Origin of the sequence: Aeromonas sp. R2-1 (genome assembly GCF_040908425.1) — a bacterium.
Classification (GTDB): Bacteria; Pseudomonadota; Gammaproteobacteria; order Enterobacterales; family Aeromonadaceae; genus Aeromonas; species Aeromonas caviae.
Window position 1 is genome coordinate 55,349 of record NZ_JBFODR010000054.1, and the last position, 19,065, is coordinate 74,413.

Annotated in this window: 17 protein-coding genes and 1 tRNA gene; 7 read left to right on the forward strand and 11 right to left on the reverse strand. The window is 65.2% G+C overall.

What is annotated here, in order from left to right; genetic code table 11:
• Window positions 1-729 precede the first annotated feature (729 nt).
• The gene (locus AB5Y80_RS19770; protein WP_010675928.1) at window positions 730-1,047 is read right to left on the reverse strand and encodes a YnjH family protein; all 318 of its coding nucleotides are present in this window, start codon (window positions 1,045-1,047) and stop codon (window positions 730-732) included.
• Window positions 1,048-1,266: 219 nt separating this feature from the next.
• On the opposite strand from AB5Y80_RS19770, the gene AB5Y80_RS19775 reads away from it, so the two are divergent.
• A complete protein-coding gene (locus AB5Y80_RS19775; RefSeq protein ID WP_368173428.1) occupies window positions 1,267-2,346 on the forward strand; it encodes a hypothetical protein in 1,080 nt (359 codons plus the stop codon).
• 80 nt (window positions 2,347-2,426) lie between these two features.
• Here AB5Y80_RS19775 and AB5Y80_RS19780 read toward each other — a convergent pair whose 3' ends face one another.
• Window positions 2,427-2,804 carry a hypothetical protein gene (locus AB5Y80_RS19780; protein ID WP_010675931.1) on the reverse strand — a complete coding sequence of 126 codons (378 nt, stop codon included), beginning with the start codon at window positions 2,802-2,804 and terminating at the stop codon, window positions 2,427-2,429.
• 172 nt (window positions 2,805-2,976) lie between these two features.
• Between AB5Y80_RS19780 and AB5Y80_RS19785 the strand changes: the two genes are divergently transcribed.
• From AB5Y80_RS19785 to AB5Y80_RS19795, 3 genes are all read left to right on the forward strand, one after another.
• Window positions 2,977-4,353, forward strand: a complete 1,377-nt coding sequence (locus AB5Y80_RS19785; RefSeq protein ID WP_368173429.1) for a bifunctional NUDIX hydrolase/phosphatase PAP2 family protein — start codon at window positions 2,977-2,979, stop codon at window positions 4,351-4,353.
• A gap of 9 nt (window positions 4,354-4,362) precedes the next feature.
• Complete coding sequence (ydiK, locus tag AB5Y80_RS19790; RefSeq protein ID WP_164884708.1) at window positions 4,363-5,448, forward strand: AI-2E family transporter YdiK; 1,086 nt, start codon at window positions 4,363-4,365, stop codon at window positions 5,446-5,448.
• Window positions 5,449-5,814: 366 nt separating this feature from the next.
• On the forward strand, window positions 5,815-6,519 hold the full coding sequence (locus tag AB5Y80_RS19795) for an SDR family oxidoreductase (RefSeq protein WP_124244301.1): 705 nt from the start codon (window positions 5,815-5,817) through the stop codon (window positions 6,517-6,519).
• A gap of 90 nt (window positions 6,520-6,609) precedes the next feature.
• On the opposite strand, the gene AB5Y80_RS19800 is transcribed toward AB5Y80_RS19795, so the two are convergent.
• The 4 genes from AB5Y80_RS19800 to AB5Y80_RS19815 form a co-directional block, all read right to left on the reverse strand.
• A complete protein-coding gene (locus AB5Y80_RS19800) occupies window positions 6,610-7,731 on the reverse strand; it encodes an agmatine/peptidylarginine deiminase (RefSeq protein ID WP_368173430.1) in 1,122 nt (373 codons plus the stop codon).
• Window positions 7,732-7,748: 17 nt separating this feature from the next.
• Window positions 7,749-8,858: an extracellular solute-binding protein gene (locus AB5Y80_RS19805; RefSeq protein ID WP_368173431.1), complete on the reverse strand. Its 1,110-nt coding sequence runs from the start codon at window positions 8,856-8,858 to the stop codon at window positions 7,749-7,751.
• Window positions 8,855-9,754 carry an N-carbamoylputrescine amidase gene (gene aguB / locus AB5Y80_RS19810; RefSeq protein WP_368173432.1) on the reverse strand — a complete coding sequence of 300 codons (900 nt, stop codon included), beginning with the start codon at window positions 9,752-9,754 and terminating at the stop codon, window positions 8,855-8,857. Before aguB ends, AB5Y80_RS19805 begins: the two co-directional genes overlap by 4 nt.
• A 132-nt stretch (window positions 9,755-9,886) precedes the next feature.
• Window positions 9,887-10,939, reverse strand: a complete 1,053-nt coding sequence (locus AB5Y80_RS19815; RefSeq protein ID WP_042880411.1) for an agmatine/peptidylarginine deiminase — start codon at window positions 10,937-10,939, stop codon at window positions 9,887-9,889.
• A 116-nt stretch (window positions 10,940-11,055) separates the two neighbouring features.
• Here AB5Y80_RS19815 and AB5Y80_RS19820 point away from each other — a divergent pair, with 116 nt between their 5' ends.
• Window positions 11,056-11,949, forward strand: coding sequence for a LysR family transcriptional regulator (locus AB5Y80_RS19820; RefSeq protein ID WP_368173433.1), 894 nt, complete (start codon window positions 11,056-11,058; stop codon window positions 11,947-11,949).
• A gap of 72 nt (window positions 11,950-12,021) precedes the next feature.
• Window positions 12,022-13,923, forward strand: coding sequence for a dihydroxyacetone kinase operon transcriptional regulator DhaR (gene dhaR, locus AB5Y80_RS19825; RefSeq protein ID WP_368173435.1), 1,902 nt, complete (start codon window positions 12,022-12,024; stop codon window positions 13,921-13,923).
• 59 nt (window positions 13,924-13,982) lie between these two features.
• On the opposite strand, the gene dhaM is transcribed toward dhaR, so the two are convergent.
• From dhaM to AB5Y80_RS19845, 4 genes are all read right to left on the reverse strand, one after another.
• Entirely contained in the window at window positions 13,983-14,699 is a 717-nt protein-coding gene (gene dhaM, locus AB5Y80_RS19830; RefSeq protein WP_368173434.1) for a dihydroxyacetone kinase phosphoryl donor subunit DhaM, read from the reverse strand.
• 2 nt (window positions 14,700-14,701) lie between these two features.
• The gene (dhaL, locus tag AB5Y80_RS19835; protein ID WP_005306235.1) at window positions 14,702-15,331 is read right to left on the reverse strand and encodes a dihydroxyacetone kinase subunit DhaL; all 630 of its coding nucleotides are present in this window, start codon (window positions 15,329-15,331) and stop codon (window positions 14,702-14,704) included.
• 9 nt (window positions 15,332-15,340) lie between these two features.
• Window positions 15,341-16,411 carry a dihydroxyacetone kinase subunit DhaK gene (dhaK, locus tag AB5Y80_RS19840; RefSeq protein ID WP_202044933.1) on the reverse strand — a complete coding sequence of 357 codons (1,071 nt, stop codon included), beginning with the start codon at window positions 16,409-16,411 and terminating at the stop codon, window positions 15,341-15,343.
• 228 nt (window positions 16,412-16,639) lie between these two features.
• Window positions 16,640-17,998: an NCS2 family permease gene (locus tag AB5Y80_RS19845; RefSeq protein WP_010675944.1), complete on the reverse strand. Its 1,359-nt coding sequence runs from the start codon at window positions 17,996-17,998 to the stop codon at window positions 16,640-16,642.
• Between the two features lie 206 nt (window positions 17,999-18,204).
• On the opposite strand from AB5Y80_RS19845, the gene AB5Y80_RS19850 reads away from it, so the two are divergent.
• The gene (locus AB5Y80_RS19850) at window positions 18,205-18,537 is read left to right on the forward strand and encodes a cupin domain-containing protein (RefSeq protein WP_010675945.1); all 333 of its coding nucleotides are present in this window, start codon (window positions 18,205-18,207) and stop codon (window positions 18,535-18,537) included.
• Between the two features lie 266 nt (window positions 18,538-18,803).
• Here AB5Y80_RS19850 and AB5Y80_RS19855 read toward each other — a convergent pair.
• Window positions 18,804-18,880: transfer RNA gene (locus AB5Y80_RS19855), tRNA-Asp, on the reverse strand.
• Window positions 18,881-19,065 lie beyond the last annotated feature (185 nt).

Below are 19,065 nucleotides of genomic sequence, written 5' to 3' on the forward strand. Positions count from 1 at the left end.
TTTACCGCCAGCTTACGGCGGCAACGACGTTGTGCACTGGCAGAGCGGCACCATTATCCACCTGTGGTAATAAACCTGCCTGCGGTAATGCACTTTTAGTCACCAATAAAAACGGAGCCAGAGGCTCCGTTTTTCCATGCCGTATCCATCCCGGACGCAGCGCCCTCGCGCTTCCCTCCCTTGCCAACAAGGGTTTTACCGCCAGCTTACGGCGGCAACGACGTTGTGCACTGGCAGAGCGGCACCATTATCCACCTGTGGTAATAAACCTGCCTGCGGTAATGCACTTTTAGTCACCAATAAAAACGGAGCCCGAGGCTCCGTCTTTCCATGCCGTATCCATCCCGGACGCAGCGCCCTCGCGCGCTTCCCGCTCCCTTGCCAACAAGGGTTGGTACCGCCAGCTCACGACGGCAACGACGTTGTGCACTGGCAGAGCGGCACCATTGTCCACCTGTGGTAATAAACCTGCCTGCGGTAATACACGTTTAGTCACCAATAAAAACGGAGCCCGAGGCTCCGTTGTTCAATGCGGTATCAATCCCGGACGGAACGCGCTTCGCGCTCTTCCCGCTCCCTTGCCAACAAGCGTTTGTACCACCAGCTACTGCGACGACGTTGTGCATTGGAAGAGCGACGAGCCATTGCTTAGATCCCAGTCAAGAGAAGAAAGAGCCGCATTATGCGATAGAGATCACGCCCGTGTCTGTAGCTGGATCAAGAAAAGGCTCACTGGCCCACCCGGATCGTCCGCTGGTTGCCCTCCGGTTCACCACTCTGTGACGGCGTCGTCACCTCTCGCCAGATCAGGGGACCATTGGTCTCCATCGCCTGTTGCGGCGCGCACTCCAGCCAGAGCCCCCCCTGCTGGATACGGGCCCCCTGGGAGTATTTCTGATCCTGATACCAGCACACCCGCTCGGGCAGCGAACCAAGGGGCAGCACCAGCTCGGTGCCCACCGAGTGGCTGAGGGTGTTGGACGCCGGGGCGGCCAACGCGGGGAAGAGCCAGCCAAGGGCCAGCAGACAACCTGCACAACGGATCATGGGAATTCCTGTCACGGGGGAGTGAAAGTGTAAAGCGACCAGCAGAGCCCTCGACTTGACCAATAAATGTCGGCTCATCTGGCATTCCGGAAGCAATATGATAGCCTGCCTGCGCCCGCCAAGGCCTGTCAGGGTTCTGCCGTGGGCCCCCACCGGCATCGCCGGGATGCGGTAATGAATAACCCTTAATAATCAGATAATTAACTGGATATGTTGTCAATGCGTATCATGCCGTTGCTCAAGGCTGCCTGCCTGAGCCTGATGTTGTCCGCCTGTGTCGCCCCCCTGCTGATGATGAGCCCCACCAGCCAGCTGATGTGGGCCCTGCTCAAGCCGCTGGTCGGTTTCGATCCGAACGAGGCCAACCTGTTCGAGCAGCCGCTGATCAAGGACAGAATGACCGCCATGCTGGGGCCCAACTACGAGAGCACCATGCAACTGCTCAAGACCGCCGACGAGCTGCAACAGGAGGGACCGCTCTTTTACGTGGTCTCCCGCTACGCCCCCGTGCCGGACGTAGCCAAGCAGGCCGGCATGGTCTGGAACGCCGACACCAACCAGCTCGCCGTCATGGTGCAAAAAGGTGACGGGGCGACCCAGGTCTTCGGGGAAAACCTGACGGCCGCCACCCCGACCTGGCCCAGCGCCATGCAGGGCTGGCAGTCCCAGGCCACCCCGGCCGCCACGGCCCTGACCGGTGCCGGTCAGGGGCTCACGGGCGCGGGCAGTTCTCTGCTGGGCACCATGATGGGGGGCCTGCAACAGAGCGCCAGCAAGGCCCTGTCCGACTCCACCAGACAGGTGATCGGCAGTGCCGCCACCACGGCGCAGCAACAAGCGACCAAGGCGGCGAGCGACTCGGCCAAACAGGCCGCCAGCAGCGCAGCCACCATCAGTACCGCCACCACGGCGCAGCAACAAGCCGCCAAGGCGGTAAGTGACAGCGCCAAGCAGGCTGCCAGCAGTGCCGCCGCCATCAGTGCCGCCACCACGGCGCAGCAGCAAGCCGCCAAGGCGGTGAGCGACACCGCCAAGCAGGCCGCCAGCAGCGCAGCGACCATCAGCGCCGCAACCACGGCGCAGCAGCAAGCCACCAAGGCAGTGAGCGACAGCGCCAAGCAGGCCGTCAGCAGCGCCGCAACCATCAGTGCCGCGACCATCAGTACCGCGACCAGTGCACAGCAGCAAGCGGCCAAGGCGGTGCAGCAACAGGGCGAGAAGCGGGAAGCGACTTCCGGCACCCTGAGCGATCAGGCCAGGGCGGATGCCGAAGCGGAGCTGGAAAAACTGCTTAACTGACTTTTTTAAGCGTCATGCCACCATAAAAACAGGCCATCACATGATGGCCTGTTGTTTATCTGACCCGTGGCAGGGGAAGATCAGAAATGGCGGTCCTGCTCGGTAGGCTTGGCACCCTTCTCTTCGCTGTGCTCGATGGCGGTGCGGATAAGGTCGACGCCGGCCCGGATGATCAGCACCCCCATGTTGACCAGCTTGACGCAGACCCACATGAAGGTGATGAGCAGGATCAACTTGAGCACCGTCTGGAATGCCTCCAGGAAGTTCTGCTCCAGCTGGGCGGTGAGCCCGTTGGCGCTGCTCATCAGCCAGGTGTACACCTCGCGCACGAAGGGGATCCGGCTCGGCATCTCCAGCACGTCCAGCGCCGCAGGCAGGGCCTGGAAGATGACGATGCTGCCAAACAGTATCAGGATGACGCCGATGGCAATCCCCAGAAAGAAACCGAACTGTCGCATGAAGAGCCCCACAATGTAGTGAATGAGAAGAACAATAGCCGCCAATACTAGGGACTGCCCGCGCAGACGGCAATCCTTGCGTCCCCCACAGGGTCGGTGCCCCCTGCAAGCCATTGCCCGGCCGTCTGATTTCTGTGACCCTTGTCCCCACTCCTTGCCCCTGGGTGTCATCATGTTTCGAGTCGTCTTCTGCCTGCTGCTGTTGCTGGGCGGTGCCCTGCCCGCCTCCCGCGCCGAATCCCCTCCCTCTGCGGCCGCCTGCGTGATCCGCCACCAGCAAGGGATCCTGCTGGTGCAGGACAGGCTCTCCTCGCGCTACAGCCTGAGCGGCGGTTACATCGACAGGGGGGAGACCCCGGAGCAGGCGGCCCTGCGCGAGCTGTTCGAGGAGACCGGCCTGCAGGGTCGCGTCACCGGCGAGCTGGGGCGCTGGCAACGGGCCAGGGTGTTCGCCTGCCAGACCCTGGAACCCCTGCGGGTCCAGCGAGGGACGGGGTTTGTCTCCCTGCTCCAGGCCCCGGATCTCGGTGGCGAGATCCTGAACGCCAGGCTGATCGCGGCCGCCGACCTGCCCCCTGACCAGCGTCGCTTCCCGGCGCAGCTCGACTGGATAGCCCCGAGGCTGGCCGAGGTGCCCGAGAGCCAGGTGCTGTGGGTGACGGATTTCAGCGACGCGGCCAGTGCGCTGCACCGCGCCGAGCTGCCGCTGATCCAGCGCCTGCAACAATGGCTAGGGCCGGATGCGCTCTGGCCCAGGGCGGGCAATCTGCTGGGCTCGGCCCCCTTCCAGCTGGCGCTGCTGCCCTTGCTGCTGCCCCTGCTCGGCTGGTCCAGGCTGCGCCACCTGCTGTTTGCCATGGTGCTGCTCACCCTGGTGGTGAACCTGCTCAAGGCGGGCATCGGCTGGCCCAGGCCCTTCCACCTGCAACCCGAGCTGGCCCGCCAGAGTGCCCAGGGCTTCGGCATGCCGAGCGGCCACGCCGCCTCGACCCTGCTCTACTGGGGCCTGCTGCTTGGCTGGCTGCCGGCACTGCGGGTTTGGCAGGGGGCCCTGCTGGCCCTGTTGCTGGCCGGCGTGGCCGGGCTGGCCCGGGTCTGGCTGGGGGTCCACTTCCTCTCGGATGTGGTGGCCGGCCTTGCCCTGGGGGCCCTGCTGCTGGCACTGCGCGCCCCGCTGGCGAAGCTGGCGGCACGCCCGTTCCCCTGGGCCGGGCTGCTCATCGCCAGCGCCCTCTCGGCCTGGCTCACCCAGTCCACCGCCCTGGCCGGGCTTGCCATGTTCACCCTGGGGCTGGTATCGGGTAATCTGCTATCACTCGAACGGAGCCCCACCCCCGCCCTGCCCGCCGCGCTGCTGACCCTGGCAGGGGGACTGGTCGTGGCAGGGCTCCTGTTCCTGGTGCCCGCGCTCACCAGCAGCTCTCTGCTGATCCTCGCGGGACAAGGGTGGCTCTTTGGCTGCCTGGGGTTCTGGCTCAGCGCCGGGCTCTGGTGGTCGTTGTCCGCTATCCGTCACGGTGCCCGAACCGGGCGCTCAACCCCTCGTTAAGGGAATGCCATGAATATGAAAAAAGTGGATTTGGCCAAGATCACCCTGGGCTTGCTGTTCCTCAGCCTGCTCATCATCTCGTGCTTCATGGTCTTGCGCCCCTTCCTGCCCGCCCTGGTGTGGTCGACCATGATCACCATCGCCACCTGGCCCCTGATGCAGATGGCCCAGCGCCTGCTGTGGGGCAAGCGCACCCTGGCGGCGTTGCTGATGACCAGCATCTTGCTGCTCATCTTTGTCATTCCCCTCTTCATGACGCTGGCCAACGTGGCGGAGAAGGCCCCCATGCTCATCGAGCTGGGCACCGAGCTCAGCCAATCCCCGCCCCCCGAGCTGCTCTGGTTGCAACAAGTGCCCCTGGTGGGCGACAAACTCTACGACTTCTGGCAGCAGATCCTGGCGAGCGGCGGCCAGGTGCTGTTCACCAAGCTGGCCCCCTACTTCGGCCAGACCGCCCGCTGGCTGGCGGCCCAGGCGGGCAACCTCGGCCTGCTGTTCGTCCACTTCCTGCTGACCGTGGCCATCTGCGGCCTGCTCTACCACTCGGGGGAGAAGGCGGCAGAAGGCATTCGCCGCTTCGCCCACCGTCTGGCGGGCCAGCGCGGTGACAATGCGGTGGTGCTCGCCTCCCAGGCCATCCGTGCCGTCGCCATGGGGGTGGTGGTGACCGCCCTGGTGCAATCCTCGGTGGCGGGCCTGGGCCTGCTCATCGCCGGCATTCCCTATGTCATGGTGCTGGTGGTGCTGATGTTCCTGCTGATCGTCGCCCAGATAGGCCCCTTCCCGGTGCTGCTGGCCAGCGTCGGCTACCTCTACTGGAGCGGGGACACCACCTGGGGCACCTTCCTGCTGGTCTGGTCCCTGCTGGCGGGCACCATGGACAACTTCCTGCGCCCCTTCCTCATCAAGCGCGGGGCCGACCTCCCCCTCATCCTCATTCTGGTGGGGGTCATCGGCGGCTTGCTGGCCATGGGGATCATCGGTCTCTTCATCGGCCCCGTGGTGCTGGCGGTGGGCTACACCCTGCTGGATGCCTGGATCAAGGAAGATGACCAACCGGCGAGCGCTCTGGTGGAGCCGCCCAAGGCGCCGTGACGATTCATTCATCCCCGATGCAAAGAGCCGCCCCAGGGCGGCTCTTTTGTTTATTACCGTCCCATGCAGGTTCGATGAGCGAAGCGTAATCGGACGATCGAGATGCCGTTGTCCGGTGTGTCCATGAATCAGCGGCATCTGTCTGCAGGGAAATATGGATGGCTGTTATAGCGGGAGAATTGATTTACGCGAACGTCCGATTACCCCTTACGGCTAATCGAGCCAACGGCTGGTCGCGGCGTTTAGAACCAAAGTTCGAACCGTAACGCCAACACACGAACCAGGGTTCGAATCACTCCTTCCCCTCCCCTGTTCCCTGCCGAAGGCGCCCGCCACAATGCCTGCACCATTGGAGGAGAACACAAGATGAACGAACTGAGAGCAACACGGGCCCTCATCAGCGGCGGCGCCAGCGGCATTGGACTGGCCATCGCCGAGGCCCTGGCCAGCCAGGGGGTGGAGCTGATCCTGGCTTCCCGCCGCCTGGGGCTGCTGGAGCAGGAAGCGGCCAGACTGGAGGCGCGATACGGGGTGCGAGTCATGGCACTGGCGCTGGATGTGTGCGACGGCGATCAGGTGCGGGACGGCCATGCCCGGATCCGGGAGCGGCTCGGCCCCGTCGATCTGCTCATCAACAACAGCGGGGTCGGCAGCGACCACCTGGTGCAGGATCTGCCGGAATCGGAGTGGGACAGGGTGATGGATACCTGTGCCAAGGGCACCTTCCTGCTGACCCGGGCCTGCCTGCCGGACATGCTGGCAAACCGCCACGGCACCGTCATCAACATCGCCTCCCAGGCCGCCAGGCACGGCTATGCCAGGGCCAGTGTCTACTGCGCCGCCAAGTTTGCGGTGCTGGGGTTCGCCCGGGCACTGCGGGAAGAGGTGCAACACCAGGGCGTCCGGGTCCACACCCTCTGCCCAGGCCTGGTGCAGGTGCCGCCCCCGGCTTGCGCCGCTGATCGCAAGCCCGGCTGGCTGCAGGTGGAGGATCTGGCCGAGGCCGTGCTCTACACCCTGCGCCAACCCCCTCACGTCCAGCTCGACGAGATCGGCATGACGGGGATCTGAGCGAGGCGCCATGGAACGCCAGCAAGAACAAGGGGCGCCGAGGCGCCCCTTGTCCTGCATCACACCGCCAGAGGCGGCCTGCGCGTAAGATCAGGCAGGTTGATGGAGGGTGATGCAGTGGATGCCGCCGCCACCGGCCGCCACCGGGTCTATGTCTATCTGCACTATCTTGCGCCCCGGATAGAGGCGGGCCAGCAGATCCCGGCAATGGCGGTCGGCCCTGGCATCCCCGAACTGGGGAGCGATGACGGCGCCGTTGATGGGCAGGTAGTTGATGTAACCGGCGGCAAAGTCCGGGCTGCGGCTGAACTTGTTGTCCCGCCCGCCCAGGGGCGGCGGCAGCTGATGCAGCTCCAGCTTGTTGCCGTCGGCGTCCGTCGCCTGCTGCAGGATGGCGAGGTGCTGGCGGGTCACCTTGTAGTCGTAGGAGTCGGGATCGTTGTCCATGTTGATCACCACCACCCCGGGGCGCACGAAGCGGGCGTAGAAGTCCACGTGGGCATCCGTGATGTCGCGGCCCTTGATCCCCGGCAGCCAGATGATCTTGCGCAGCCCCAGGTTGGCCTTGAGCTCCGCCTCCACCTGCGCCTTGGTGAGGCCGGGGTTGCGGTTGCTGTTGATCCAGCTGCTCTCGGTCATGATGGCGGTGCCGTTGCCATCCACCTCGATGCCGCCCCCCTCACCGATGAGCTCGCTCTGCAGGTAATAGGCATCGGTCTGCCGGCCCACCAGGGCGGCGACCCTGGCGTCATGGCTGTGCTCCTGCTTGTCACCCCAGCCGTTGAAGTTGAAGTCCACCAGCCCGAGCCCTCCCTGCTCGTCCTGCACGAAGACGCCGCCGGTATCCCGCAGCCAGATGTCATCCATCTCGGCGTGGACGAAGTGGGTGTTGCGCTCGCCGCACAACTGGCGCGCCAGCGCCTCGTCATCCTCATGGCAGAGCACGTTGACCCGGGTGTAGGGCACCATGGCCTGCACCAGCCGCCCTATGGTGGCCTGCACCTCCTTGTAGTTGCGACCCCAGATCTCGCTGGTGGCACCGAAGGCCACCCAGACCTGGGCCTGGGGGGAGGACTCCTCCGGCATGTGGTAGCGGCCGGCGGCACTGGTCTCGCCGGCGGCGAAGGCCGAGCGGGCGCCGGGCAGGCTGCCAAACCCGGCGATGGCGCCGAGGGCGACGAGTTGTTTCAATACGTGGCGTCGGGAAAACATCTTTCTACTCCTAGGGTTCAGAGGCTGCTCTTGAAGCGAGTCCAGGCTCGCATGCGGGCACGCATCTGGGATTGAGCTATATCCTGGCCCGGAATGAGCCGCTGGTAGCTGGCCTCGTCCAGGTAGATATCCGGGTTGGCCGTCATGGAGGCATCCACCATGGGCTTGGCCTTGGCACTGGCGGTCGGATAGCCGGTGCTGTTGGTGATGGCCGCCATGTTGGCGGGGCGCATCACGAAGTTGATAAAGGCATAGGCATAGTCAGGATGGGGGGCATCCGCCGGGATCGCCATGGTGTCCATCCAGATGGTGCTCCCCTCCTTCGGCAATCGATATTCGAAGTCGACCCCCTTGCCCGCCTCGGCGGCGGCGCGCCTGGCCTGGGTCATGTCACCGCTGTAGCCCAGGGAGAGGCAGAGATCCCCGTTCACCAGCTGGGTCACCGGCTGGGACTGGAACTTGCGGATATAGGGCTTGATCCCCTTGAGCAGGGCCAGGGCCGCCTCCAGATCGTCCGCCTTGCCGCTGCGGGGATCCCGCCCAAGATAGTGCAGCACCACCGCCAGCACCTCGTCCGGGGAGTCGATGACCGAGATGCCGCAATCTGCAAATTTCGCCGCCAGCTCGGGCTTGAACAGCATGTCCAGGCTGCTGACCGGGGCATCCGGCATCCTCTGCCGGATGGCGTCCGCATTGTAGGTGAGCCCTATGGTGCCCCAGGTGTAGGGCACCACGGCCTCCTTCGCATGGGGATAGGCCTGCTGCAACCGCGCCAGGCCGGGGTCTATGTCCCCCAGGTGTTGCAGCTTGCCCTTGTCGAGGGGCTGCAGGCTGCCCGCCCGCATCAGCCGCTCCGCCACCGTGTCCCCCGGGAAGATGAGGTCATACCCGCTGCGACCCGCCATCAGCTTGGCCTCCAGGGTCTCGCTGCTGTCCATCACGTCGTAGATGACCCGGATCCCGGTCTCCCGGGTGAATTCGCTCAGGGTATCGGGGGCGAAATAATCGGACCAGTTGTAGAGGCGCAGCACCTTCTCCTCTGTCGCCTCCCCCGCCCCTTCTGCGGCCTGGGCCCCCAGACCCAGCAGCAGGGCCAGCCCCATGGCTATCTTGGTCAAGGCGCTCATGATGGACGCCCTCCCCGCTGGCCCTGCCCATCCAGGCTCAGCAAGGCGCCATACATCTCGGGGCGGCGATCCCGGTAGATGCCCCAGGCCAGCCGCTCCTCGGCCATGGCGGCGAGATCCAGCTCCCGCACCAGCACGCCCGGGGTATCCCTGTCCGCCTCGGCCAGCAGAGCCCCCTTGTGATCCGTGATGAAGGAGGAGCCATAGAAGCGCATCTGCAACGCGGGATCCCGGGTCGCCACCTCGTGGCCCACCCGGTTGGCGGCGATCACCGGCATGATGTTGGCGGCGGCATGGCCGCGCTGGGTCAGCTGCCAGTGATCCCGGGAACCGAGCCCCTCTGCCCCCGGCTCCGAGCCGATGGCGGTGGGATAGAGCAGCAGCTCGGCCCCCTGCAGCGCCATGGCGCGGGCCGCCTCCGGGAACCACTGATCCCAGCAGATGCCGACCCCGATGCGGCCAGCGGCCGTGTCCCAGACCCGAAACCCCGTATCCCCCGGGCTGAAATACTCCTTCTCCTGATAGCCGATGGCGTTCGGGATATGGGTCTTGCGATAGACCCCGAGCAGGCGACCATCCGCATCCGCCATCGCCAGGGAGTTGAAGCAGGCGTTGCCCGCGCGTTCGAACCAGCTGATGGGCAACACCACCCCCAGCTCCCGCGCCAGGGCCGAGAAGCGGCGCAGCACCCGGCTCTGCTCGAACGACTCCGCCAGAGCCAGATGGCCGTGGTATTGCTCGATGCAGAAATAGGGGGTGGCGAAAAGCTCCTGCAACAGCACCAGGTTGGCCCCCCTGGCGGCGGCGTCCCGTACCAGGCTCTCCGCTGTGTCCAGATTGCGCTCCAGCTCCCAGCTGCAAGCGAATTGTGTGGTGGCGACAACGATCTTGCTCATCCGGATACCCTCCCTGACACGCGTTCCCCCTGACAGGCAAACTGCATGGTTGCGACGACCTTGTTCATGAATCTCTCCTCCCTGATCCCGTCATGAGGCCTCGCAGACGCCTGACGAGGCCGCTCCAAACGCTTACCCCTGCACCGGCCAGGCCGGCTGCTGCTGGGTGATGCAGTGAATGCCGCCCCCGCCGTGGGCCAACTGGTTGATGCGCACCGGTACCAGCTGCCTGTTCGGGAAGGCGCGCCTCAGCACCTCCCCCGCCGCCTCGTCCGCACCTACGCCGTAGGCGGGCATGATGATGGCGCCGTTGGCGATGTAGAAGTTGGTGTAGGAGGCGCAGAACACCTCCGCCTCGGCGTCCACCGCCTCGCTCGCCTCGAACAGCTCGAGGCACTCGAAGGAGCGACCTCTCGCATCGGTGGCCAGGGCCAGGGCTCGGCGGTTCTCCCGCACCACGCGGCCATAGGTGGAGTGCCCGTCCAGGGTGGCGTCCACCAGCAGGTGGCCGGGGCGGCTGAAGGCGCAGACCCCGTCCACATGACCGTCCGTCATGTCGCCGGTGACGTGGTCCGGATCCCCCGGCAGCCAGATGGTCTTCTCGATGCCGAGCAGGCGGCTGAAGATCCGTTCGATCTCCACTTTGGTCATGCCGGGGTTGCGGTTGCTGTTGAGCAGCACCGACTCCGTGGTGATCAGGGTGCCCTCCCCATCCACATGGATGGCGCCCCCTTCGTTGGCGAGGAAGCTGCCGATGCACTCCAGCTCCAGGCTGTTGAGCACGCGCCGCGCCAGCCCCTCGTCCAGACCGTGGGCCGACTTGCCGCCCCAGGCGTTGAAACGCCAGCTGATCCCGGCGGTGCCAAGCTCGGGATGGCAGATGAAGGTGGGGCCGGAGTCACGGCACCAGCTGTCATCCACCGGCAGGGGAATGAAGCGCACCCCGTCGCCGCACAGGGCGCGAGCCTCCGCCTGTGCGGCGGGATCCACCACCAGGTTCACCGGTTCGAAGCGGGCGATGGCATTGACCACCCGGGCGAAGTCCTGCTGGACCTGGGGCAGGGTTACGCCCCAGCCGTTTTCCCACAGCGCCTTGTTGTGCGGCCAGACCATCCAGGTCGCCGCGTGCCGGCACCACTCCGCTGGCATGAACCAGCCCACAGCCCTCATTCCCTGCTCGCGCATCTCAGCCTCTCTGATTAGGTACTATTAAGGTTATTGACGATGGGAATAGACTATTCTCCCCGTTGATGGGTAACAAACGATCGATTTTCGATAAAAGTGATAAGTGGAGCTAATCAATGATGTTCAAACACTGGCCCCCTCTCAACGTGCTGCGCGGCTTCGAGGCGGCGGCCAGGCTCGGCAGCTTTCATCAGGCGGCCCAGGAGCTGCACCTCACCCAGTCTGCCATCAGTCAGCAGATCCGCTCGCTGGAGGAGCTGCTTGGCCAGCCTCTGTTTCACCGCCAGGGACGTTCCGTCGCCCTGACCGACGCGGGCCAGGATCTGCTGGAGACAACCCAGCAGGTGCTGCTGCAACTGGCGGTGGGAATACAGCGCCTCGAGCAGTACCGCAAGCCGAACCAGCTTGTGCTCAACACCAGCACCACCATCGCCCGCCTCTGGCTGCTGCCCCGGCTGGCCGACCTTCACCGTCAGCATCCGGGCATCGATCTCTGGCTGTTCACCAGCGACGACACGCCGAACATGGCCGAGCAGACCATCGACATTTCGCTGCGCTGGGGGCTGGCTCCCCAGGCGGAATGCCGCCATCAGCCGCTGCTGGCGGATCGGCTGCTGCCGGTGGCGAGCCCGGCCGTGCTGGCACAGCCCGCGCAGGAGCGCACCACCCTGCACGGGGAGCGGGAGATGGACTGGCACCACTGGACCCTCAAGGGCGGCGACGATCTGCACCTGCAGACCCAGGGGCTCAACTTCTCCGATCCCGGCTTGTTGCAGGATGCGGCCAGCGCCGGGCTCGGGGTGGCGCTGGCGAGCGAGCTGCTCTCTCGCGACGCACGCCGACAGGGGTGGCTGCTGCCCCTCTCGTCCCACCGGGTGGCCGGGCCGAACTGGAACATGCTGATCCATCAGGAGAGCGAAGGCAGCCCCCAGTGCCGGGCGGTGAGCCAATGGCTCCAGCAGCAGTTTGCCGCAGAGGCTGCCACCCGGGACCAGGACGCGACACTCTGAGAGCGGTCACTGAATCGGGGCGGCAAGGGTGATTAAATGGCCCCTTCCCTTTTGCCGGATATCGCCGTGACCATGCCATCCGTTCCCCAGCCCCTCTCGTCCTGGCCCGAGCACCTGCAGGCCTCCTGGCTGCGCTGTGCCCACCAGACCAGCGCGTCCCTCTGGCATCCTCCCCACTGCGCCAGAGGGCAGACCCTGGAGAGCCTGCGCCAGCGCAAACGGGACCTGCTCACTACCGGCGAGATGGCGCTGGAGGATCTCTACGAGTTCATGGAGGGGCGCCCCTGCGCCCTGCTGCTCACCGACGAGAGCGGTTGCCTGCTGGCCCGGACCGGCCACCCCGATACCCTGCAGGCGCTGGCGGCACTCGGTTTTGGCCCAGGCGCGTTTTTCAGCGAGGGACGCATCGGCACCAATGCCGTCAACCTGGCGGCCCTGGAGGGGGTGCCGCTCTGCGTCAGCGGCCCCCAGCACTTCAACCAGCGTCTCCACCCCTGGCACTGCTGTGCCAGCCCTGTCTACAACAGCACCGGTCGCCAGGTGGCGATCGTGGCCCTGATCTGCCGGGTGGAAGAGGCCGCGCCGGGGGATCTCGCGCTCACCGTCAGCGCCGGCCGCGAGCTGGCCAATCTGCTGCAGATGGAGCGCCTGATGCAGGAGTCCCAGCACCATTTGAGCGAGCTCTATGCCCTGCTGGATGGCATGGAAGACGGCGTGCTGGCCTGGGATCCCCAGGGGCGGCTGCGCTACCTCAACGCCCTGGCGGCCAGTCGGCTGCAACTCGACCCGGCTGTCTGCCTGGGCCATCCCCTCGATCACCATCTGCTGTTGCCCCAGCGCCTGCGTCTGGCCATCGCGGAGATGACCCCCCTGAGCCATGTGGAGGTGACGCTGGAGCGGCGGGAGACCCGGGGCGAGGCCTTCATCGACGCCCTGGTGAGCCTCAAGCCCCTGCCGGGGCCGGACGGGGTCAGCTTCATCGTCCTGCTCCATCCCACCGATCGGCTGCGCGCCATTCATCAACTGCGCCAGACGGTGCCCGAGCTCTCCGCCCTGGTGGGGGAGTCGAGCGCCATGCGCAAACTGCTGCGCCACGCCCGCCAGGCGGCCAGGGGACAGGGCCCCGTCCTGCTGCGGGGGGAGGAGGAGGTGGGCAAGGCCCAACTGGCGGAGGCCATCCACTTTGGCAGCGAGCGAGCCGCCGGCCCCCTGGTCATCTTCAACTGCCAGGCATGGCCGAGGGAGCGGATGGCGCTGGAACTCATGGGGTCCGACGAGGCGGGGCAGGAGCGGGCAGGCAAGTTCGAGCTGGCTCACGGTGGCACGCTAGTGCTGGAGCAGGTGGAGTGCCTGCCCGCCCCCATGCAGGCCGCCCTGCTGCAACTGCTCAAGACGGGGCGCATCCAGCGCTTCGACTCCGCCCGCATCCTGCCCCTCAGGGTGAGGATCATCGCGACCAGCAGCGCCCCGCTGGAGCAGCGGGTGCAGGAGGGGGAATTCGGGCGCCAGCTGCTCTATGCGCTGCAAGGGTGCGAACTCTGGCTGCCGAGCCTGCGGGAGCGCAGCGCTGATCTGCCTGGCCTCATCCGCCAGCACCTGACGGTGCAGGGGGGCGAATCGGGGCGCCAGTTCACCCCTGACGCCCTCGACTGCCTGCTGGCCTACCCCTGGCCCGGCAACCTGGGGGAGCTGCGCAGCGCCATCGAGTACGCCCTGCTGCATTGCAGTGAGGCACAGATCCCGCCCCGGGCGCTCCCGGCCGCCATCCGCCAGGGTCATTGCCTGCTGGCGGACGAGGTGGTGGGACAGCCGCTGCTCACCCTGGCGGAGCTGGAGCATCAGGCAATCCTGCGGGCCGCCCGTGCCAGCAAGGGCCAGGTCAGCCAGATGGCGCGCCAGCTCGGGATCAGCCGCACCACCCTCTGGCGGCGGCTCAAACTGCTCGACATCGATCCCGCCGACTACCACCACTGACCAGAACGCCCCTCAAAAAAGCGGGCCCCGTCTTGACGGGGCCCGGATGGGGGAATGTTTCAGTCGCCGAAGCGATCCCGCGCCAGTTGATGGAAGCAGCTCAGCGCCGCCCCGGCATCCTCCCCTCGCGCCAGCAGGATGAGCCTGTCCCCCTGGCGCACATCGAGCATGGCGAGCCGGCTCAGGCTGCGGGGATTCGCCTCTTTCTCCCCCTTTTGCAGCCTGAGTTCAGCGGCAAAGGGCTTGAGTGCCGCCACCAGCCGGGCGGCGGGGCGCACATGCAGGCCGTGGGGATTCTCCACCACCACCTCGCAGCGCAGCCAGCCGTCGTCGGCAACGGGGGCTGCCTCCGTGGTGACCTGCGCCGCACTGGCAGGCAGCATTCCCTGTTTCGGGCCCAGGGCGCCAAGCGCCTCGGCGGCGACCTCGTCCAGCGTCAGGCCTGCGCCAGCGGCCACCACGGCGGCCAGAGTGCCCTCGACCAGCGGGGCGGGGCTGAGCCGCACCCGGGCGCTCAGCTCGGAGGGCAGCAGCTCGAGGGCGGTCTCCGCGCTCAGCAGAGCGCTGCCCAAGTCCATCAGCACCAGCACCCCGCTGCCGTCATCCGCCTCTTCCATCGCACTCATCACGGCGATGGCGTCGGTGCCGATGGGATGGGCGGGGTCATCGACCCCGGCCGCCAGCAACAGTTTCGCCGGGCTGCCCAGCTGATCGGCCAGGGCTTTCAAACCGGCCGCAAGCATGGCGCTGTGAGAGACCACTACGATGCCGATCATGTTTACAACCTCGCTCTGTCACGCAGGGCGGTCAGCAGCAGCAGGGTCGAGGTGGCCCCCGCATCCTGATGGCCGATGCTGCGCTCACCAAGATAGCTGGCGCGCCCCTTGCGGGCCTGCATCTGGATGGTGGCCTCGGTGCCAGCTGCGGCGGCAGCCACCGCCTTGTCCAGCGCCTCGGGGAGCGGCAGGCCCTGTTGTTCCGCCTGCTGCAGGGCAGCCAGAGCGGGCCACCAGGCGTCGCACATGGTCTTGTCACCCGGCTCGGCGCGGCCACGGGAGACGATCCCCTCCACCCCGTCGCTCAGCATCTTGCCGAGCTGGCCGAGGGTCAGGCTCTGGCAGGCATCGCTGCTGGCTGCCGCCCGGATGAAGAAGGTGCCGTAGAGGGGTCCGCTGGCGCCGCCGACCGAGGAGAGCAACGTCATGCCGGTGGTTTTGAGCACCTGGCCGATGTCCTTGTCCGCCACCGCGGGCAGCTTCTCCGCCACCTTGGCGAAGCCACGCTGCATGTTGAGGCCGTGGTCGCCGTCGCCGATGTCGGTATCCAGCGCGGTGAGGTAGTCACGCTGCTCGGTGAAGATGTGCTCGCAGTCGAGCAGCCAGTTGACGATCTGATGCTTGCTTAACATGAATATTCCTCAGCAGCCGCGACGCAGGGCCGGGGTGTGAACGGGGGCATCCCACAGAGTCATCAGCTCGTCATCCACCTTGAGCAGGGTGATGGAGATGCCGGTCATGTCGAGGGAGGTACAGTAGGGGCCGATGAGGTTGCGCACCAGATGAATGCCCGCCTCTTCGCACAGGGTGGCGAGGCGACCATAGACGCCGTAGAGCTCGGAGACAGGGGTGCCACCGAGGCTGTTGACCAGGACGATGACCCTGTCACCCCCATTGAGCGGCTCGATAAAGGTGTGCTCCTCCTGCCAGCTGCCGGAGGCACGATCCCAGTGGCGCAGGGTGCGGCCATAGGGGCTGTTGTCGGTCAGCTCCTTGAACATGTCGTCCACCAGGGCGTTCAGGTCGGTGAAGGGACGGCGCTCGATGCCCGGCTCGCCGTGGATGCCGACGCCGAACTCCACCTCGTTGTCAGCCAGGGTGAAGGAGGGCTTGCCGGCAGCAGGCACGGTGCAGGCGTGCATGGCCACGCCTATGGTGCGGCTCTGGTTGTTGATCCGGCGGGCCAGCGCCTCGCAGCGCGCCAGATCGTAGCCCGCCTCGGCGGCGGCACCGACCAGCTTCTCGCACAGCACTGTCGTGGCAACCCCGCGGCGGCCAGCGGTGTAGAGGCTGTCCTTCACCGCCACGTCGTCATCGATGAGGGCGAACCCCACCTTGACCCCGTCACCGTGCAGCAGCTCGACCGCGGTCTCGAAGTTGAGCACGTCGCCTGTGTAGTTCTTCACCAGAAACAGCACGCCGGCGCCGCCGTCGACGGCCTGACCGCACTCGTACATCTGATCCGGGGTCGGGGACGTGAAGATCTCGCCGGGGCAGGCACCATCCAGCATTCCTTTGCCCACCAGGCCACCGTGCATGGGCTCGTGGCCGCTGCCGCCACCGGAGACCAGCGCCACCTTGCCCGTCACGGGGGAATCGGCGCGGGTGATGTAGTGGGGTTCGATTCGCACCTTGAGCTCGGGGTGGGCAGCGGCCATCCCCATCAGTTGTTCACGGACCACGGCATCGACAGCGTTGATCAGCTTCTTCATGGCTCACTCCTTGGCTTGCCACCACACGGGTGGACAGATGGTTGATGCAGCCAGTCTAGCGAGCCATAGGGGGATAAAAATGACAGGGGTTTCGGTTCGGATCTGAAACAACAAACAAAGCCTGACGTTTCAATCTGAAACGAGCGGATGGGGAAGATCCGGGAAAGTGTTAGCCGCCTCACAGCCATGAAAAAGGGCCCCGCAGGGCCCTTCTCGATAGCGTGAGGATTAGATGGCCCAGCCACCGGCGTAGAAGATCACCAGGGCTACGGCGATGATGACGGTGCCGATGTTGAGCTTCTTCCACTCGGCGGCAAACAGGCGGCCGACCACCAGGGCCACGAAGCCTAACATGATGCCGGTGACGATGTTGCAGGTGAGCACGATGAAGACGGCGCACAGCATGCCGGAGAGGGCATCGACCGAGTCGTTGAAGTCCAGCTTGGTGACGTTGCCCAGCATCAGCAGGCCCACATACATCAGGGCCGGTGCGGTGGCGTAGGCCGGTACCAGATAGCTCAGCGGGGAGAGGAAGATCATCAGCAGGAAGAGCACGCCGACCAGAGTGGCGGTCAGACCTGTCTTGCCGCCGGCAGCGGTCCCTGCGGCGGATTCGATGTAGACGGCTGCAGGAGCACCACCTACCACGCCCGCCACCATACTGCTGACGGAGTCCGCAGTCAGGGCCTTGCCACCGCTGATGATGTGACCACGCTCGTTGATGAGGCCAGCCTGACCGGCCACGGCACGGATGGTGCCGGTGGCGTCAAACACGGCGGTCATCACCAGCGCCAACACGGTCGGAATCACCACCGGATTGAGGGCGCCCAGCAGATCCATGCTGCCCACCAGGGAGCCATTCTCGCCACTCAGGCTCGGCATGGCGAAGAAGCCCTGCCAGGTCACTTTCGGATCGAAGATGAGGCCGAGGATGGAGATGGCGATGATCACCATCAGGATGCCGCCCGGCACCTTGCGGCGCTCCAGGCCGAAGATGGCAGCCAGACCCAGCACCGTCATGATGACCGGGAAGGCAGTGATCTCGCCGAGCTGCACCGGCAGGCCCGCTCCTTCATTCTTGATCACCATGCCGACCCCGTTGGTGGCGATCAGCAGCAGGAACAGGCCGATACCGATGCCGGTACCGTGGGCGATGCCGGAGGGAAGGTTGTCCAGGATCCACTGGCGCACGCCGGTGACGCTGATCAGGGTGAACAGCACCCCCATCAGGAAGATGGCGCCAAGGGCGACCGGAATGCTCAGCCCCTGACCCAGCACCAGGCTGAAGGCGGTAAAGGCGGTGAGAGAGATGGCACAACCGATGGCCATCGGCAGCTTGGCCCAGAGCCCCATCAGCAGGGAGCCGAAGGCGGCGATCAGACAGGTCGCCACAAACACCGGGCCCTGCTCAAAACCGGCTGCGCCCAGCATGTTCGGCACGACGATGATGCTGTAGACCATCGCCAGGAAGGTGGTCAACCCGGCCAGCAGCTCCTGTCGCACCGTGCTGCCACGCTGGCTGATGGAGAAATAGGAATCCAGAAACCCGCCATTGCCGGCGCGGGCCGTCGTTTGTTGCGTTGCCATAGTTCATCCTGAAAGTGTGAAGGAAATCGTTTGCTTGCTGGCGCGCAAAATAGCAAGAATTTGGCGAGATTGCAGCGGATAAGCCTCCATTTCCCCGAAGTTTTTCATAAAAGGGCTCGTTGGAGGCCTCATTTTCCATGAGAGCGGCCCATCCCAAGCTTCTACACTCTTAGCTAGCCACGTTCCCATCTACCGGAGAGAAGCCCATGCACACAGGCAACCTGCTTGGCCAGATCCCCTCCCCCCTGCCCAGTGAAGTGTTCGCGGATCTGGTCAGTACCAACAATGTTCGTATCGAGCGCATTCTCTCCCAGGGGCAGCAGACCCCTACCGGAGAGTGGTTCGATCAGGATGAACACGAATGGGTATTGCTGGTGCAGGGAGAGGCCATCCTGGTCTTCATCACACCGGATACCGGGGTACAGGAACGCGTCCATCTGGGGCCGGGGGATTACATCAACATCCCGGCGCACCTTCAGCACAGGGTGGAGTGGACCCATCCGACCGAGACAACCGTCTGGCTCTGCGTCTATTACTAGCAAGCTCACGGCTCAAGAAGGCAATGCTTCTCGAAGAGGAGACCGTGGAGACGAAAAGAAGCCCAGTCTGTCGACTGGGCTTCTTGTTAGTGGCATAACGGACGCAGAGACGGACAAAGTCCAACTCAAGTACAAGGGACAACAGAGCGGGACAAAGTTGCCAGTGGCAAATCGCAGCCCTGGTGGTTGCCTCTTGTTTCCTGAGCTCTTATCCCGACGCCAGAAAGCAAAAAGGCCTTCCCATCAGGGAAGGCCTTTCAATTTAGTGGCGGAGCGGACGGGACTCGAACCCGCGACCCCCGGCGTGACAGGCCGGTATTCTAACCGACTGAACTACCGCTCCGCATTCGGTTAGCTTTCGCTAAATCATTTGCCGCTTCTTAATGAGGTGTCATCCTCGCAGCCAGTCATGTGATTCTTCACATCACCGTTTAATTGGGTGCCTGGCAGTGTCCTACTCTCGCATGGCGAATGCCACACTACCATCGGCGCTACAGCGTTTCACTTCTGAGTTCGGCATGGGGTCAG